Annotated in this window: 14 protein-coding genes; 3 read left to right on the top strand and 11 right to left on the bottom strand. The window is 43.2% G+C overall.

Going from position 1 to position 15,902, the window contains the following annotated elements:
• The first annotated feature begins 125 nt into the window (after positions 1-125).
• Positions 126-1,709: a BCCT family transporter gene (locus ABYB02_RS02880; protein ID WP_372760868.1), complete on the top strand. Its 1,584-nt coding sequence runs from the start codon at positions 126-128 to the stop codon at positions 1,707-1,709.
• Positions 1,710-1,799: 90 nt separating this feature from the next.
• On the opposite strand, the gene ABYB02_RS02875 is transcribed toward ABYB02_RS02880, so the two are convergent.
• The 6 genes from ABYB02_RS02875 to ABYB02_RS02850 all read right to left on the bottom strand — a co-directional run bounded on the left by ABYB02_RS02875 (position 1,800) and on the right by ABYB02_RS02850 (position 10,307).
• A complete protein-coding gene (locus tag ABYB02_RS02875) occupies positions 1,800-2,510 on the bottom strand; it encodes a 3'-5' exonuclease (RefSeq protein WP_372760866.1) in 711 nt (236 codons plus the stop codon).
• 3 nt (positions 2,511-2,513) lie between these two features.
• A complete protein-coding gene (locus ABYB02_RS02870; protein WP_372760864.1) occupies positions 2,514-4,409 on the bottom strand; it encodes a DUF294 nucleotidyltransferase-like domain-containing protein in 1,896 nt (631 codons plus the stop codon).
• Positions 4,410-4,497: 88 nt separating this feature from the next.
• Positions 4,498-7,578 carry an efflux RND transporter permease subunit gene (locus tag ABYB02_RS02865; RefSeq protein ID WP_372760862.1) on the bottom strand — a complete coding sequence of 1,027 codons (3,081 nt, stop codon included), beginning with the start codon at positions 7,576-7,578 and terminating at the stop codon, positions 4,498-4,500.
• 2 nt (positions 7,579-7,580) lie between these two features.
• Positions 7,581-8,558 (bottom strand): efflux RND transporter periplasmic adaptor subunit, encoded by a 978-nt coding sequence (locus ABYB02_RS02860; protein ID WP_372760911.1) that lies wholly within the window; start codon positions 8,556-8,558, stop codon positions 7,581-7,583.
• 255 nt (positions 8,559-8,813) lie between these two features.
• The gene (locus tag ABYB02_RS02855) at positions 8,814-9,053 is read right to left on the bottom strand and encodes a hypothetical protein (RefSeq protein ID WP_372760909.1); all 240 of its coding nucleotides are present in this window, start codon (positions 9,051-9,053) and stop codon (positions 8,814-8,816) included.
• A gap of 246 nt (positions 9,054-9,299) precedes the next feature.
• The gene (locus tag ABYB02_RS02850) at positions 9,300-10,307 is read right to left on the bottom strand and encodes a rhodanese-related sulfurtransferase (protein ID WP_372760860.1); all 1,008 of its coding nucleotides are present in this window, start codon (positions 10,305-10,307) and stop codon (positions 9,300-9,302) included.
• A gap of 200 nt (positions 10,308-10,507) precedes the next feature.
• On the opposite strand from ABYB02_RS02850, the gene ABYB02_RS02845 reads away from it, so the two are divergent.
• Together ABYB02_RS02845 and ABYB02_RS02840 are read left to right on the top strand one after the other, a co-directional pair.
• Entirely contained in the window at positions 10,508-11,833 is a 1,326-nt protein-coding gene (locus tag ABYB02_RS02845; RefSeq protein WP_372760858.1) for a DEAD/DEAH box helicase, read from the top strand.
• A gap of 2 nt (positions 11,834-11,835) precedes the next feature.
• On the top strand, positions 11,836-12,666 hold the full coding sequence (locus tag ABYB02_RS02840) for a S1 RNA-binding domain-containing protein (RefSeq protein ID WP_372760856.1): 831 nt from the start codon (positions 11,836-11,838) through the stop codon (positions 12,664-12,666).
• A gap of 62 nt (positions 12,667-12,728) precedes the next feature.
• Here the strand turns inward: ABYB02_RS02840 and ABYB02_RS02835 are convergent, their stop codons facing one another.
• The 5 genes from ABYB02_RS02835 to ihfB form a co-directional block, all read right to left on the bottom strand.
• Positions 12,729-13,073, bottom strand: coding sequence for a hypothetical protein (locus tag ABYB02_RS02835; protein ID WP_372760907.1), 345 nt, complete (start codon positions 13,071-13,073; stop codon positions 12,729-12,731).
• A gap of 123 nt (positions 13,074-13,196) precedes the next feature.
• A complete protein-coding gene (gene pyrF, locus ABYB02_RS02830) occupies positions 13,197-13,901 on the bottom strand; it encodes an orotidine-5'-phosphate decarboxylase (RefSeq protein ID WP_372760854.1) in 705 nt (234 codons plus the stop codon).
• A gap of 44 nt (positions 13,902-13,945) precedes the next feature.
• Positions 13,946-15,082: a lipopolysaccharide assembly protein LapB gene (lapB, locus tag ABYB02_RS02825; protein WP_372760852.1), complete on the bottom strand. Its 1,137-nt coding sequence runs from the start codon at positions 15,080-15,082 to the stop codon at positions 13,946-13,948.
• A 2-nt stretch (positions 15,083-15,084) separates the two neighbouring features.
• Positions 15,085-15,366, bottom strand: coding sequence for a lipopolysaccharide assembly protein LapA domain-containing protein (locus tag ABYB02_RS02820; protein ID WP_372760850.1), 282 nt, complete (start codon positions 15,364-15,366; stop codon positions 15,085-15,087).
• Between the two features lie 26 nt (positions 15,367-15,392).
• Positions 15,393-15,680, bottom strand: a complete 288-nt coding sequence (gene ihfB, locus ABYB02_RS02815; RefSeq protein WP_372760848.1) for an integration host factor subunit beta — start codon at positions 15,678-15,680, stop codon at positions 15,393-15,395.
• Positions 15,681-15,902: the final 222 nt, after the last annotated feature.

The raw sequence follows: 15,902 nt of genomic DNA, 5'->3' as shown, positions 1-15,902 counted from the left end.
AAATTAGTTAGTCTTCGAATTATTTATTTGTAGTATATTTAAACAAATTGTATTACAAGGCTAATTTAATTAATTACTACTGTGACGCACCAGCAGCGTGTTAAAACTACAACAAGAGGTATTGCATGAGCGAAGAGCATGACAAATATAGTATTGACAATACGGACTATACCGTAGGTCAAGATAACGTACAAAAATGGGGGTTTGATATTCACAACCCCGTTTTTGGCATCAGCGCAGGTCTGATCGTGATATTTCTACTCGCGATTTTAGTTACCGATCCACAAACTTCGAAAGCTGCACTTGATGGTATTAAACTTGATATCATTAATAATTTTGACAGCCTTTTTATGTGGGCCGCTAACTTTTTCGTCATATTCTGTTTAGCGTTAATTGTTTCTCCTTACGGTAGAATTCGTTTAGGTGGCGATGATGCTAAACCAACCCACTCACGTATCTCTTGGCTGGCGATGCTATTTGCCGCTGGTATGGGGATTGGTCTGATGTTTTGGGGTGTCGCTGAACCCGTTGCGTATTACACTGGTTGGTATGAAACGCCATTAAATGTAACCCCTAACACGCCTGAAGCTGCTAAAGCTGCTATGGGCGCGACCATGTTCCATTGGGGCTTACACCCATGGGCCATTTACGGTGTCGTGGCGCTGTCGTTAGCATTTTTTACCTACAATAAAGGTTTACCACTTTCTATCCGCTCAATTTTTTACCCTATCTTGGGCGATCGTGCTTGGGGCTGGCCAGGTCACATTATCGATATTCTTGCGGTATTAGCCACCTTGTTTGGTTTAGCTACGTCGTTAGGCTTAGGTGCGCAACAAGCGTCGGCAGGTATCGATCATGTATTTGGTACCAGCGGTGGTGTTGGCTCACAAATTTTAGTGATTATTGGCGTAACCTTATTAGCCATTATTTCTGTGGCACGTGGTATCGACGGTGGCGTAAAAGTATTGAGTAACATTAATATGTTAATCGCCCTAGTGCTACTGGTATTTGTTTGTTTAGTAGGCTTTGCTGTGTCGTTTGGTAATATTCCAACGACTGTTATGGGCTATGTTGAAAACATTATCCCGCTAAGCAACCCACATGGCCGTGAAGATGAAACCTGGATGCATGGCTGGACGGTATTTTACTGGGCATGGTGGATTTCGTGGTCACCGTTTGTGGGGATGTTTATCGCTCGCGTATCTCGTGGTCGCACGATTCGTGAGTTTTTAATTGCAGTGTTGTTAATTCCAACGGTCGTAACCATATTATGGATGTCTATTTACGGTGGCATGGCGATTGATCAAGTTATTCAAGGCGTTGGTGCACTAGGCACGCAAGGATTAACAGACGTGCCTCTGGCAATGTTCCAAATGTTTGATGAATTACCGATGTCGAGTATCTTGTCGTTTATTGCGATTGTATTGGTACTGGTGTTCTTTATAACATCGTCAGATTCTGGCTCGCTGGTTATCGACTCGATTACAGCGGGTGGTAAAGTGGACGCTCCCGTACCGCAACGTATATTTTGGGCAACAGTAGAAGGTGCAATTGCTGCTGCATTATTGTGGATTGGTGGTACAGAGGCTATTGAAGCGCTTCAAGCAGGTGCAGTATCAACCGGCTTGCCATTCACTATTGTGTTATTACTGATGTGTATTAGTTTGATCTTAGGATTACGTACTGAGCCACGTCCGATGGCTAAATAAGTTTAGCCGTTATTAAAACGCCGCTTTTTGCGGCGTTTTTTATGCAAGAAAATTATTCACTTGAGGTTTAATGTGAGCGCACTTACTCGATTACAGCCATAGTTGTGATAGTGGCGTATCTAAACGATAGTGATAGCTAATTTGTGCCTGTAATAACTCTGCCGTTGCCAGTGCATCGGTAAGGGCATTATGGTTTTTGTAACTGGGTAATGAATACCGCTCTCTACAGTCTGTAAGCCTTAATGAGCCAAGCTTTTTGTTAAATAGCCGCCCTACCAATCCCTGCCGTGCTTTTAAAGCGCGTTGCTCTAACTCCATAGTATCTAGCAGCGCAAACTCAATTCCCTCTTTTAGGCGCAGCTTTAATGCATTATTTAAAAAATGGCGTTCAATCGCAGCGTAGTGCACCACCACCACTTTACCTTTCAATGCATCAAGTAACGGCTGGATCACTTGATTCAAGTCAGGAGCATCATTCACTTCTGAATGCGTAATACCGTGGATAATAATCGATTCTTCATGCAAGTTGCGCCGCGGTTGTACTACCCAATGACGACTTTCCCGGCAATAAATCCGTTGTAAACTAAACGGTACCAGCCCAACACTGACAATATCATCGTTACTACTATCAAGCCCTGTGGTTTCAAAGTCCATCGCTACAAAAGGCACATCTTTTATTGCTGCATTAGGGTCTTTAAATGCCGCCTGATAAAAAGATTTTAACAGGCTATTCTGACAGTGTTGTGATAAATGCTGATAACGACTCGGCCAATCTACTGTGGCACTATTTTGCTTTAACATAGTCTACTTAACGCTGACATTGGTTGAATAACTAAACTTTAAATAATTTTGAGCTTTTTCTATAATGGCAAATGCCTCTTTTAAATTACGCTGTTCAAAAGGCGATAATTGCAACGGATCTAAGTCGTTATCGGGCACTTCACCCTGCTCAATTTGCCACGCTTGATGGCGAATGCGTGTCATAGAAATATACTCTAAGGCATCGCGTAAATCTTGTGCTTTGCCTGCTGGTAACAACTTAGCATCGATAACATCTTCTAAGCGATCGAATGAGTTTTGCTTGCGTGATCCTATTGCTAAAGCATGCACGCGTATGACATCCGATAACGGTGCAGTACCACGGCGCTTTAAGTTCATTGAGCGCTTATGCTGACCATTATGCTCTAACACAAAGCCTTTAAAGAAACCAAGTGGTGGCGTTCGATTACGTGCATTGCTGGCCATATTAGCTAAAAAAACGCGATTTTTTCTGCACTGTTTAGCGACAAACACTTTCAGCTCATCAGCCCACTTGGTCTTGCCCCACACGCCATCTAAATCAAAAAATATAGAGCTGTGTAATAACGTTTGCGGTTTAGGTTTGGCTATCCAATCACTAAATTGCTCGACCCACTGCGCGCGGGTTTTACGCCACTTTTTAAATGATGCCATAATTTCGCCATCACAATAGGTGTAACCACACTGCGCCAGTCCATCACAGACAAAGTCAGCTAAATTTTGAAAATACTCGTTATGCAGTTCATCATTATAGTTATCATCTAAAATAAGGGCATTATCCTGATCGGTAACAATAAGCTGCTCGTCGCGAGCCATTGACCCTAAAGCAATAAAACAATAGGGTACCGGTGGCGGACCAAATTTTTCTTCAGCTAACACTAATAGTCGCTGCTTAAATGTGCGGCCAATTACCGCCATCGCCGTGCCTACCATATGCGAATTGGCATCTTCGTTTACCATGCGCACAAAAACATTCGGCAATTGCCGCGCGTAATGGGTTAAGTCTTCAACCGATTGTTGTGCCAAAATACCTCTCACTAACAACAAGCTACTTTGCGACTCATAGCGTAAAATATCAGACAGCGAAATCACCCCAATCGGACGGCGTTTTTGCACCACAGGTAAGTGATGTAAATTGTCCCGCAGCATTGCTAATACCGCTTCAAAAACATAGGCATTGGCATCTAATATCACTAAATTGTCGGACATAATATGTTGCGCTTGGGTGGTTAGCGACAAGCCCGGCGCCACCACTTTATTGCGTAAATCGCGATCGGTGATAATGCCCACCACTTGGCCATCGTCTTCGTCTGGATCATCGTTTATCGGTTTATTTATATCGGTAACCAAAACCGATGACACCGCTTCTTCACACATTAGTTGCGCTACATCTTGTACCGACGTTGTGGTTAATACCGTGACCACTTCACGATGAATTAATGACTTAATTTTTGCGGTGGTTAAATCGTTACTGTCTGCTTGCTCTACAATCGCTTGATGTAAACGTACATTGCCGTCTGTTTCAAAGTAATCGGCAAAGGCATCAAATTCACTACAGTAAGTATTAAATAACTCCACGTTAATGCAGTAAACTAAAGTATCTTCCAGGGCTGTAGCCGGAAAGCGCACTTTGCGGTTCATTAACAAGCCCATTTGGCCAAATATTCCACCTATCGCCAGACGATTATACAGCTCACCATTACGGCGATACATTTCCACAGACCCGCTTCTGATCACATATAAATCGGCAATATCTTGGCCAAACTGGAGGATTTCTGTTTGTGCACGAAAGTAAGCCACCTCCACTTGTTGTGCCAGCTCATTTAGTGCCTCTGTTGGTAAATCATTGAATGGCGGGTGTTGTGCTAAAAACTGCGCTATTTCTATTTGCTCGGCTTGCATACTTAGTTCCCGTTAATAACTTCTAGGTAATTGTGAGCCTAATTAACACCTTTTTCAAAGAGAATTAGTTAATTAGGCTTTAATTACGCTACTCTAGTCTTTCTAGCTCCTGCGCCAGCTGTTTAGTTTCATCTGCGCGGGGGGTGGTAAAACGGGCTAAGCCTAAATAAATAACCGGGGTTAAGTATAAAGTAAATAATACCGCTAACGCTAAGCCGCCAAAAACCACCCAACCAATCGCATTACGCGCTTCAGCGCCTGCACCACTTGACAAAATTAATGGCAATGCGCCAAGTAAGGTCGATATTAGGGTCATAGTAATTGGCCTTAGTCGTACCAAAGCCGCTTGCTCAACTGCATGGCGTACCGTGAGTCCTTTATCTCTGAGTTGATCAGCAAACTCGACCAATAATATGGCATTTTTAGCAATCAACCCTATCAGCATTACCAAGCCAATTTGCGAATAAATATTGAGTGAAGTGCCGGTTAAATACAGTGCCAAAATGGCTGAAGTGATACCAAAAGGCACCGTGATCATCACCACAATGGCACTATTAACATTTTCAAACTGCGCGGCCAGCACTAAAAATACAATTAAAAACGCTAAAATATAGGTCATCAACACTTCGTTTGAGGTTTCTTCAAAGGTCAGTGCTTCGCCTTTTAACGCCAGTGTAATACCTGCAGGCAACGATTGCTCTGCCTGTTGTTTAATTTGCTGTACTAATGTGGCAATAGTGACGCCTTCTGGTAATTCCATACTTAGTTCGATGGCGCGTCGTTGGGCATGGCGTTCCAGCTCTGCGGCTACCCCTTCTTCTGATATAGTTGCCACACTACTTAGTGGCACTAACAGCCCCTCGCGAGCACGAATGTATAAATTGGCTAAATCACTGGGCGCATTAATGGTTTGATTTTGCGCTTGTAACATAATAGGAATAGACTGATCGCCAATATTAAGATCGGCAATATCATCGCCATTGATAGCTGCTCTTAGTGTAATTGCGATATCACTGAGTGACACTCCGAGCTCTTCGGCGCGGCGTCTATCTATATTAACCCGTAATTGCGGCTGCGACGGCTGATACGATACCCGTACTGGTGCCACCTCAGGCACATCCTGTTCCAGCGCTGCGGCAAACTGTTGGGCAGCTTTAAATATCTGTAAGTAATCTTGGCCTAATAACGCAATCTCAATGCCACCACCTTGGCCACGTAAATTTAAACTGTTTGCGCCCCCTGCGTAGGCCGGTGCGCCTGGAATGTTCATTAGGGGCTGGCGAATTTTATCGATAATTTGTTGTTGGCTAAAGTTACGCTGATCCCAATGCTTTAACGGCACGGTGATAAACACAATATTTGGATCCCATTGCCCCACCACAGTATAAATAGATTCTATTTCACCACTTTGCACAAAGGGCAATAAAATATCTTCCATTTTTAATGCTTGGCGGTCCATAAAGTTTAACCCTACGCCATCTGGGCCACGGGCAAAGATCCTTATTTTGCCGCGATCTTCATTTGGTAATAATTCATTTTCTAAATTTAAATAAAGCGCGCCAGAGCCAGCCGCAACCAGCAAACACACACTAAATGTCAGCCATGCACGATCCAGTACTTGGTGTATGGTTTTACGATAAATAGCTGCCAAGCGGTGACCAAGCTTAGCAAATGGATGAAAGCCCCCTTGTTTGAGCTTTAATTTTGAGGTTAATGCGGGTACCAGTGATAAGGCAACAAAGCTGGATATAATAACCGCACCGCCTAATACGCCACCAAATTCTCTAAATAAGCGCCCTGCCGTTGAAGGTAAAAACGCAATGGGTACAAACACCGCTGCTAACACCGCCGTGGTCGCTATTACCGCAAAAAACACCTCTCGAGTACCAATGACCGCTGCGGCGCGACGCCCTAAGCCCAGACCACGTTGGCGTTGAATGTTTTCACTCACCACTATCGCGTCATCAACAATTAACCCAGTGGCCAGTACCAAGGCTAATAAGGTGAGTATATTAATTGAAAAACCCAGTGCCCATATAAGCGCAAGCGAGCCAATCAGTGCCACTGGTATCGCTAATGCCGGTACCAAAGTTGCTCGCCAAGAGCCAATAAACACCCACAGGGTGATCACCACTAGCAGCACGGTAAGTAATAAAGAGTTGATCACCTCGTCTACCGAGCTTCTAATAAATTGGGCATCGTCGGAGGTCAGGGTAAATTCCATTTCAGGAAAGCGCTCGCGCATGCCGGCAATTAAGTTAAGCACTTCATCAGAAATTTCAATGGTGTTTGACTGTGCTTGACGAATGATTTCCATGCCTATCACCGGCTTGCCATTGAGTCTCACCATAGAGCGAGGATCGGCGGGACCAAAATACACCGCAGCAATATCACTAATACGGGTATCGCCACGAATGATAATGTCGCCTACTTGTGCCGGTGTCACTGACGTTGCGTCAGCGCGTACAATGATTTGCTGATCACTGGACTTTAAACTCCCCGCAGGCACATCAAAGGGCGCTTGCTTTAGCACAGTCGCCACATCGGGTATGGTTAAATTAAAGCTACTGAGCTTTAACGGATCAATACGCACCCGTAGCACGCGCTCACGGTCACCGTTTAAGCGTATATCGGCCACGCCAGGAATGGTTAAAAACTGCGGCGCTAAATCAACTTCAACTCGTTCAGTTAATGCTTCTAACGATAGACTATTACTTGCCACCGTAAGCGATACAACCGCTTCGGCATCGTTATCGGCTTTAATAATTGATACACGCTCAACTTCTTCTGGCAGTTCGCGTTGCACGCGAGCCACTGATTCGCGGGTTTCATTGGCTGCATCGTCTAGGTTAACGCCGGGCCTAAATTCAACCACGATACGAGCGTTACCTTCTTCACTTTGGGCGCGAATAGACTTAACGCCACTCACGCGCGCTACAGCCCCTTCTAGTTTACTGGTCACTTCGGTGTCGACTGTTTCGGGTGACCCGCCAGGAAACGACGCTGACACAGTAATACGCGGCCGGTCTACATCAGGGAGCTCACGTACTTCAACGCCTGCAATGGCGGCAATTCCGGCAATAATAATGAGCAGGTTCAGTACCACTATCAGTACCGGGCGGCGAATTGCCATGGACGGCAAATCTTGCATCATAGGGGGTTGTTTCATGGCTAATCCACCTTACCTGTGGTAGCTGAGAAGTTTAGCTCTTGATTGGCACGTAAACGCTGTACGCCCTCCACCACTAACGTGTCGTTTGGCTTTAATGGCCCTGACACTAATAAGCGCCCTGCCAAACGTTGTTCTATTTTTACATCAACGCGGGTAGCTTTATTGTCAACACTAATCCACACATACGGGCCCGTTGCCCCCCAAAGCAATGCCGCTTCAGGAATGGCCGCATAACGCTGCCCTGATACCGCTATGTGGACGCGAAAACTCATACCCGGTAAAAATTGTTGCTGCGGGTTATTTAGTTTGGCTTTAACTCGCAATGTACGCGTTTGTGGGTCAATACGTGAGTCTAGATAAGCAATTTCTGCAGCTACGGGAGTCTGCGACTGCCACGGAAATACCTGCACACTGGCATTATTTCTAAGCATTGCAATAGCGGACTCTGGAGCGTTAAAGTTAATGTATAGCTGGCGAGTGTCATCGATGCTGGCTATCGTTGTTTGCGGAGTGATCCTGTCACCCACCTCGACGTCGGTCAGCCCCATAGTCCCATTAAAAGGAGCACGCACTTGACGGTCTTGGTATTCAGTTTCGGCTTGAGTAAGGGTTACTTTTGCAAGCTCCACACGCGTTTTAGCATCATCTACATCACTTTGTGGCACGGCCCCTTTTGCTTGGCTTTGCTTTAAACGTGCTAGCGTTCTTTGACTATCAGCAAGTTTAATTTTTGCCTCTGCAAGGGCTGCTTGTTGACGACGCGAATCGAGCTCAAGTAATACATCACCCTCCGCAACTTTATCGCCGGGTTTAAAGTGCACCGCCGTTACCCTGTCACCCACCGCGGGGTATAAAACCACCGAATGTATCGCTTCTGCATTACCGACGGCCTGAACTTGCTGCTTAGCACGTTCCATTACCACCGGTTCTACCACCACATTGGCACTGATTGCAGGCAGACTTAACACTGATAACATAGCAAATACACACAGTAAAAGAATTCGCGAGTTCAAAATATCATCCTAATTAATTATTATTGCTATTATGTTACGCAGTTTAACAGTTATTTTCTCAATACCTAGCCAGCTACGATAAACTAGCCTATCAATAAGGTGAAATAAATGACCCCATTAAAGTTTCCAACAATCATGTAAGCTGCCTACAATCATGGCTTTTATTGTTGGCTAATAAAGACATGTCAGCGACTGTTGCGCTATTGCTCAGCTATTTTGTTAAGCGCCAAACACGGTAAAACTCAGCCCTAGATAGCCTGCATAGCCAAGCAATAGCAGCCCCCCCTCTACACGGCTCAATTGCCGCCCGGTAAATAAAAACAGCAACAATAATAGTGAAGCGGCCAGCATCACCCATTGATCAAATTGCAGTACCCGTGCATGTATCGGTAGTGGCTGCAGTAAAGCAGATACCCCTAGGATGCCAAGTATGTTGCCGACAACATAAGCTTCGGCTATTCAACACGTATCGCTAAGGATAGCAACTACCTTAAAACGCAGAGGCTATTTATTACAGTAACACACCGTTTTACATCAACACACGCTGATGAAGTTGCAAACAATTATTTTCCACGCCAGAAAAAGCTTTTTTGCATAACTAAAGGCCTGTTTTATCACTCTAGATATGTTAATCGCCACACTTTTAGCAAACAGTACGATCAAAAAAGCCCCAGACTAAGCTGGGGCTTTTTATTCACAGCGTATTTATTGACTACGCTGTGCGTCTTTTTGTGCCTTTTTAGCTTCTTTACGCTGTTGTAAAACAGCTTGTGCTTCATTACCGATATGGCCTTCGCCGCGTGCTTGAGCAAGCTCAATTTGCTTTTGGCGCTCTGCAAAGCGGGCGCGCTGTTCATCGGTAATACTGGCGTGACAATGATGGCACGACACGCCTTCCATGTATTCTGGTTTTAACTTTTCGTCTTCGGTAATTGGCATACGACAAGCATGACATTGATCGTAAGAGCCTTTTTGTAAATCGTGATTGACTGCTACGCGGTTATCAAAAACAAAACATTCGCCCTGCCACAGGGTTTCTTCTTTAGGCACTTCTTCTAAGTATTTTAAAATACCGCCTTCAAGATGATACACCTCATCAAAGCCCTGCTCTTTCATATAGGCGGTTGATTTTTCGCAGCGAATACCACCGGTACAAAACATCGCTACTTTTTTATGTTTGCTCGGATCGAGGTTTTCTTTAGCCCACTGCGGAAATTCACGGAATGTTTTGGTGTTTGGATCCACCGCATTTTGAAAGGTACCGATCTCAATTTCATAATCGTTGCGGGTATCAACTAAAATAACCTCAGGATCCGAAATTAATGCATTCCAATCTGTTGGCTTAACGTAGCTGCCCACCACTTTAAGTGGATCAACGCCTTCAACCCCCATAGTAACAATTTCTTTTTTTAACTTTACTTTGGTACGGTAAAACGGGCATTCGTCGTCATAAGATTCTTTGCTAACGATGTTATCTAGGTGTGGTTGTTCATCAAGCCAAGTCAGTAAATTGTCTATTCCTTCGCGCTTGGCAGACACAGTACCATTGATACCTTCTGCAGCCAGCAATAACGTGCCGCGTACGTCATTCGCTTCCATTACTTTTAGCAGGGGTTGTCTAAGTGCTGCAAATTCTGGTAATGCAACAAACTTATACAGCGCGCACACTACAAAATGGTCTGCGGTTACATTGTCTTTATGAACAACTGTCATTTTTTATTCCTACTTTTGCTTTTTAATAAATACCGAATCGTAAATCCGGCGCATCTGGGGCGCGTATTTTACGCTTTTTCCGATTAAATGCAAAAAATAGCCTTATAATTTGCATTTTACTGTTAGCCACATACCTGTGTGGGCTATAATAGCGCAATAAAAATTATACGCTTAACTTGCTCATTTTGGAGAAACACACATTGCACTTTACTGATCTTGGGATTGATACTCGCCTTGAAAAACAATTAGCGCATCAAGGGATCACCCAGCCTACCGATATTCAAGCGCACGCAGTGCCCACCGCACTTGCAGGCCATGACATTTTCGCTCAGTCTAAAACTGGGTCAGGCAAAACCTTGGCGTTTTTATTACCTGCTGTGCAGCGCGTAATGAAACAAAAAGCGCTCAGTAAACGCGATCCTCGAGTATTAATTGTGGCTCCAACCCGCGAGCTCGCTACCCAAGTGTTTACGCAACTACGCTTGCTCGTCGCCGGTACCAATATTAAAGCGATAAAAATTCTCGGCGGTGAGAACTTTAATGACCAAATTAAAGCGCTGCGTAATGACCCGCACTTTGTCGTTGCAACCCCGGGTCGCCTTGCCGATCACCTCACTAAACGTTCATTGCAACTCAGTGGTTTAGAGTTACTGATATTTGATGAAGCCGACCGTATTTTAGATTTAGGCTTTACTGAACAAATAAAAATGATTAATGAGTTAGCAGATCACCGCCTGCGTCAAACCTTATTGTTTTCGGCAACGTTAGACCATGCGCAAGTTGATGCGTTATCTCGCAATTTATTAAAAAAACCGAAACAAATTATGCTCAGTGCAGCCAATGAGCAGCACTCTGACATTCAACAGCGACTCTATTTAGCCGACCATCTCGATCATAAAGAAGCCTTACTTGAACACTTTTTGCGCCAAGATGAGGTGGGACAATGCATCATTTTTACCGCCACGCGTGCCGACACCAGTCGCTTAAGCGACGCACTAAATGCCAAAGGCTTTAAAGCTCAAGCATTAGCTGGCGATTTAACGCAATCTAAGCGCTTAGATATTATGGATGCGTTTAGCCGTGAAAACTTTAAAATATTAATTACCACTGATGTCGCATCGCGTGGCTTAGATTTACTCAGTGTTACCCATGTAATTAACTTTGACTTACCCAAACACGCAGAAGAATACGTGCATCGTATTGGTCGTACGGGCCGTGCTGGTTTTAAAGGCAGTGCACTTTCACTCATTGGCCCTAAAGATTGGTCGAGTTATTTAGCCATTAAACGCTTCTTAAATGACGAATTACAATTTGCAACGGTAGATGGTTTAAAGGCAAAATTTAAAGGCATTAAAGAGAAAAAAATTGTGCCCACTAAAGCTAAAACCACAACCGCAGCAGCGCCTAAAAAGGCTGTTGTTAAACGTAAAGTAAAAGCTAAAAAACCCGCTGCACCAATCAAAGCCCCCATTAATATCGATGGCGACACACCTATGCGTCGCAAAAAAAAGCCTGAGCAGGAATAATTATGAGTTACCTAGGAACCACACAAACCTTATTTGTAAAAGAAGTTAGCAACGAAGGTGCTTACTTAGATGGCCATGAGCTAGGCGAAGTTTTCTTACCTAAACAAGAAATTAAACATGAGCTTGAAGCCGGCGACAGTATTAATGTATTTATCTTTTTAGACAATGCTAACTTGCCGACCGCCACGCTGAAAAAGCCGCACGCTCAAGTAGGGGAATACGCCCTACTGCGCGTTAAAGAAATTAACAGTATTGGCGCTTTTTTAGATTGGGGCCTCGATAAAGATGTGCTCGCGCCGTTCAACGAGCAAAAGCCGCGTATGCAACAAGGGCATTCATACTTAGTACGCTTATATTTAGATAATGCCAGTAAGCGTATTTGTGCCTCTACTAACTTTAATCGCTTTCTATCTAAAGACGAACCGCAATATACGCACTTACAAGAAGTTAATTTGATTGTCGCGGGTAAAACGGATATCGGCTATAAAGTGCTGATTGAAGAATCACATTTTGGTGTGGTGTTTTACAATATGGTGTTTAAAAACTTATTTGTCGGACAAAAACTTAAAGGCTTTGTGCAAAAAGTACGTGAAGATGGCAAAATTGACGTGGTACTAGAAAAACCAGGCATGGGCAAAGTCAGTGAGCTCGGTGATGTGATTATGGAAAAACTGAAAAGTGAAGGTGGTGTTATCGCCTTAGGTGATAAATCCGATCCGGAAACCATTAAAAAGATTTTTTCAACCAGCAAAGCAAATTATAAAAAAGCCATCGGCGGATTGTTTAAGCAAGGGTTAATCGATATTGAGGCCAAATCTATTCGCTTAAAATAATCAGCTTAACTATTTAACTATAGCGCCTAGTCATTACACGCCTGGGCGCTTTAAGTTAATTTTCAGCCTTTTATAGACTTATAAGGCAAAGTACACTGAATATATTGCTGCGCATAATTAACCACTTCGCGTTGTTCTTCAAGTGTCAGTGGTGCTAAGCGAAATACTTTGTGGTTACAGGCATTTTTTCGCTTATCGTGGTTATCAATACATTCATACACACCCACATTCGCGTGAGCTAACGCGGCGTCGTTTTTATAGCACAAATGCCGAGCATACTCTTGTAGCGTTTGTTTAAAATCGAAGGTATCTACTGGGTATGTAGAAATAACATCAGTGACATCCATTACCTCACCAGACACCCTGTTCGAAAGTACATAGTTATTAATGGCAAACCCAGCCACCACAACCAATACCCCCCCATTAACAATCTCAAAATAACATCCTTACCACATTCTGCTATTATTAATGTAACATTTATTCAACGCTACGCAAGGGTTCTAATGCTAAAACCTTACCTTTTTGTTAATTTAACTAATTGTTTTATTAACATTGTTAAGCACAGCAAGTGGATCGGCTGCTTGTGTAATAGGTCGGCCTATGACTAAATAGTCGCTGCCTGCTGCAACCGCTTGCTGTGGTGTCATGATACGCTTTTGATCACCTGCGTCACTGCCTGCCGGACGGATCCCTGGGGTAACAAGTTTAAAATCACTGCCTAACTGCGCTTTTAATTGCTGAGCTTCTTGCGCTGAGCAAACAACACCGTCCAACCCTGCTTCTTTAGCTAACTTAGCTAAATGAATCACTTGTTGCTCAGCTGTTTTATCAATCCCTAAGCGTTTTAGTTCTGCTTCATTCATACTGGTTAAAACCGTAACCGCGATTAATAAAGGAGCTTTGTCACCAAAAGGCGCGAGTGCTTGCTTAGCTTTTTGCATCATTTCAAAGCCACCACTCGCATGAACATTTACCATCCACACGCCCATTTTGGCTGCCGCAGTAACCGCCTTTGCTACCGTATTAGGGATATCGTGGAATTTTAAGTCTAAAAACACATCAAAACCCAAGTCGATTAATTGCTTTACAAACTGTGGGCCAAAGTAAGTGAACATTTCTTTGCCCACTTTTAAACGACACGTGTTAGGCGATAATTGTTTTACAAAATCTAAAGCGGCTTGTTGGTCGTCATAATCAAGTGCGATAAGCACTTTTTTTGATTTTTCGAAAGGCATAACTATCCTACTATCTGACAAATATAATAATAAAAAATGAGCGATTAAAAACCGTCTAGGCCACGGCTTGGTACCGTTGTTTCCCAATGCTTGCACGAAGGGCAATTCCAATAAATAGTATAACTAGTAAAACCACAGTGCTGACATTGAAAATCCGGTTTAGTGGCAATATAAGAAGTAACTAGCTTATCTATTTGATTAAGTACATCTTGTGTATTTTTATTTTGGCTACCCATTAGTTGCAATAAAAAACTAAAGCCACGTATGGTAGGCTGACGTTTTAAACTGTCGGTTATAAACTCAAGCGCTTGCTCTGTGTGACCCTGCTCTAACAGCGCTTGGCAATGCTTAATTTTGATCAGCACACCACCTTTTTCTAGCAATTCACTGACGAGTTCATGAAACTGATGGGTTAAATTTAACTGTTGGTAACTATGTGCCAATTGATCAATGAATAGCGGTGCAAAAAAAGTAAACTGACAGACTAGCTCGCGCCAATAATAAATAGCTTTTACATAGTCTTCTTGAGTGTAAGCCAATAACCCGAGTTCATATAACGGGCGTATTGCTTTGGGATTGAGACTGGTCGCCTTGTTCATTAACGCGGGGCTATTAGCGCTTAACGCCAGTTCGCAATAAAAATTGGCAATGGCTTTAAATTGCTGCTCTTTTGTAAATAGCTCAGCATAAGCCTCATACATATTAATCCCCTTTTGCCATTCACGTGTTTGTGAATACAGGGTAATAATCGGGTCGAGCGCTTCTGGGTGGCCGTTTTTAACAAGCCACACCAAGTGCTCTTCTGCACTGTCTAATAAGCCGGCCATTATATAGTCTTCGGCTAATTCTAGGCGGCTAGCGGTGGCTTGTTGTTCATTTAGACTGGGGTGTTTTAACAGCAATTCGTGGATTTTTATTGCGCGGTCAAGTTCGCCTCTGCGGCGAAACATAGTGGCAAGCGTTGAGTAATGCTCAACGGAATCGGCTGCAACTTCAAGTAAATTGATTAAATGTTCAAGGCCTTGATCTTCTTCTCTATCAAGTAAAAACTTTAACCCTTTGCTGTATTCTGAAGTGATTTGGCGGTTAAATTGATGAGCTTGATTTTTAGCACTGTTTTTACCCATTATCCAACCGTAACCGGCTGCAACGGGAAGTAGTAAAAATAACAGCTCAATCATAGTTAGGTGTCTTTATCAGCAGCAAGCTTATTGTTATTTTTTTCAGGTGCTAGTTGCTTTTTTAAACGATAGTTTTGCCACTTTAATTTTGAAAATAATTTAAAGCTAATAAAAAAACCGATCAACACACCTAGTAAAAAGCAAATACTTATTATAACGGCTAAAGGTGCTGTATTACTGGCTATAATATAATTTATTTGTACTAATTGTGGGTTTTGTGAGCCCAATACAAACGCACTAATAAGGCACAGTGCAACCAGAATAATCTTTAATACCTTAAACAAGTAACCTACTCCAATAAATAAGTTAACTAGGCAATGCTTTCGTTAACACGATCGCGTAACTCTTTACCTGGTTTAAAATGAGGTACATGTTTACCATCAAGCTCTACGGTTTCGCCTGTCTTAGGATTACGACCGGTGCGAGGTGCGCGGTAATGCAAAGAAAAACTACCAAAGCCTCTGATCTCAATACGATCTGAAGACGATAATGAGCTGGCCATTTGTTCAAGAATTTCTTTTACTGCATTCTCAACATCTTTCACTGGAACGTGTGCGTGTTGCTCCGCAAGTACTTCTATCAGTTCTGACTTAGTCATAGCATTTCCTTAAAAAGAAATAATGGAAGGGCATGAACTGCCCCTCCAATTAAAGACCGTTAAAATTAGTCTTTTTGTGCGTTTGCGAAAGCAGCTGCCATTGCGTTTTCAAACACTGGCTCTTCTTTCTTAAGCTTCTCTAGTACTTCTTTCTCTTCTGCTTCGAAAAGAGCTTTAACAGATAAGCTTAAAGTGCGGTTCTTACGATCAACACCAACATAT

The sequence above is a fragment of the Pseudoalteromonas sp. genome (genome assembly GCF_041613455.1).
Lineage (GTDB): Bacteria > Pseudomonadota > Gammaproteobacteria > Enterobacterales > Alteromonadaceae > Pseudoalteromonas.
The sequence above is the reverse complement of the archived record's forward strand: the minus strand, read 5'-3'. Positions and strand labels throughout refer to the sequence as shown.

Excerpts from the sequence above, each read along its gene's own strand:
- ABYB02_RS02875 (WP_372760866.1), bottom strand. The coding sequence starts at position 2,510 with ATGTTAAAGCAAAATAGTGCCACAGTAGATTGGCCGAGTCGTTATCAG.
- ABYB02_RS02860 (WP_372760911.1), bottom strand. The coding sequence starts at position 8,558 with ATGTTATCAGTGTTAAGTCTGCCTGCAATCAGTGCCAATGTGGTGGTA.
- lapB (WP_372760852.1), bottom strand. The coding sequence starts at position 15,082 with ATGATTGAGCTGTTATTTTTACTACTTCCCGTTGCAGCCGGTTACGGT.
- pyrF (WP_372760854.1), bottom strand. The coding sequence starts at position 13,901 with ATGCCTTTCGAAAAATCAAAAAAAGTGCTTATCGCACTTGATTATGAC.
- ihfB (WP_372760848.1), bottom strand. The coding sequence starts at position 15,680 with ATGACTAAGTCAGAACTGATAGAAGTACTTGCGGAGCAACACGCACAC.
- ABYB02_RS02880 (WP_372760868.1), top strand. The coding sequence starts at position 126 with ATGAGCGAAGAGCATGACAAATATAGTATTGACAATACGGACTATACC.
- ABYB02_RS02870 (WP_372760864.1), bottom strand. The coding sequence starts at position 4,409 with ATGCAAGCCGAGCAAATAGAAATAGCGCAGTTTTTAGCACAACACCCG.
- ABYB02_RS02850 (WP_372760860.1), bottom strand. The coding sequence starts at position 10,307 with ATGACAGTTGTTCATAAAGACAATGTAACCGCAGACCATTTTGTAGTG.
- ABYB02_RS02865 (WP_372760862.1), bottom strand. The coding sequence starts at position 7,578 with ATGAAACAACCCCCTATGATGCAAGATTTGCCGTCCATGGCAATTCGC.
- ABYB02_RS02840 (WP_372760856.1), top strand. The coding sequence starts at position 11,836 with ATGAGTTACCTAGGAACCACACAAACCTTATTTGTAAAAGAAGTTAGC.